At 32.2% G+C, this 1,783-nt stretch carries 1 protein-coding gene; it reads right to left on the bottom strand.

Going from position 1 to position 1,783, the window contains the following annotated elements:
• On the bottom strand, positions 1-1,166 hold a 1,166-nt coding region (locus tag AC1DUA_RS36190; protein ID WP_477504328.1), incomplete at its 3' end, for a hypothetical protein.
• Positions 1,167-1,783 lie beyond the last annotated feature (617 nt).

The following is a 1,783-nucleotide window of genomic DNA, read 5'->3' as shown; positions in this document are numbered from 1 at the left end:
CTTATAAAGTGCTGGCCAAGTAACAATAGTGTAGGCAAACCAATATCATTTCTTTGCTTTGCAATATCTGCTAGTAAGTGAGATTTGCCAATACCAGCTTCACCTTTTAATATCATGATTGGATTATTTGCTAATAAAGCAGTTGGACTAACAATAAATCCTTGAAAAGCTTCAAGTGCATCTTGAGATTTCCTTAAATACTCAACCTCAGAGTTAAATTTTTTATTCCCATAATAATCATTTGATTCTGTTTTTTTGTTTTCACCATTGCTGGATATGTTTCTTAGCTTATAGTATTCATTCATGCAATCTGAGACTAATTTTCCTAATTGATTACATAAATCATCAAACTTAGTTAACCTGATTTCATCCATTTCATACCAATCTAAGTTGTTGTAGCAACTATTTAATTCTAATAATTTCAAATTAATTTGTTCCTTATTTTTCTCTAAGCTTTTCTCTTTTATTCGACCATTAACAAGACTTGTTTTCTTCATAATCTCGTAATAAAAGCTATCAAACTGTTCTTTAAAACTGTTATTTCTTGCAATCCCATCAAATATTTTTGAAATCTCTAATTCAAAATTTAAAGATGGTGTATATCTCTTCCCAAGGGAATCGATACTTATATTTAATCTTTCACTAAACCATTGATTAGAAAACTCTTCATTTCCAAACCAAAATTTCCTTTTACCTGAATTCTTTTCTTGTGATATTCTAGAGAGTAGTTCAGAACTTCCCCAATATTCGAATGTAATATCTCTTTGATGTTGCTGAGAAAACTTTGACCATTCTAAAACATGATCCTCCCATCTATCCATAAACCACTTCTTGTCTTCTATTCTAGGGTCTTGTCTGTCCATAGGAATACAAATATAGTATTTTACTAAATTGGGATGCTTTTTAAATGCGGTTTTAAATGATTTTTCAATTTGATTCCATTGTGAGTCACCCATTGAATCAAAATATTTCGCTTGCCAGCCGTATTCATCTCCATTTTCCAAAGTACAGTATGCTTCAACTCCTCCATCTGGAGCACCAACTCTTGTAAAAGATACTTTAGAATGAATAATTTCTTCCCGGGCAAGTTGACAGACTAATTCTTCAAAAGCATTATTTTGTGAATTTTCATAACTTCTTATGTTACTCCAATTAAAGTGTTGCAAAAAAGCACCCCCAAAAAATCATCCATTAAATCCCTTCTATAATCATATCAAAAAATAGCATAAATTAGGTTATTTAGTACTTTAAAATCTATAGTACTATATTTTTAAATGGGCTGGGCTGCAGAACAGTCCCCTAGTTCGTTAGTAACTGAAATTAGAGCTGCTTGACAAATTCCAAGCAAAACGCTAAGCCGCGTTTACACTACAACCTAGCGTTTTGTTTATTTTACTAATTATAATGCAGTAGGGATTGTCTTGGGATGCCTTCATTATTTTCCGCTTCACCACGTAAGGCGGTGACAATTCAGTCTTTCCAGATTGCTCCTCTCGTCAGTACTCGGGAACAGTCCTATTGATAACTTCTCATTCATCACATCAGCATCCGCGTTAGCGAAGCCGACTTTCAGAAAATTTACTAATAAAATATATTCAATAAACCTCCCCTTATCAAAGCCGATCAGAGGCCCACAACAAATTCATTTTTACATTTAATTCAAAAATAAATGACAAGTAATTAACATTCATTTGATATCATCGACAATATAAGACAAAAAAAGACGAGATAATCTGGAGGTTTGAAATGTTTTCTACATTTATTTCTTTTTTCAATCTAGGAA

Source organism: Paenibacillus sp. 01T422 (assembly GCF_056398785.1).
The sequence above is the reverse complement of the archived record's forward strand: the minus strand, read 5'-3'. Positions and strand labels throughout refer to the sequence as shown.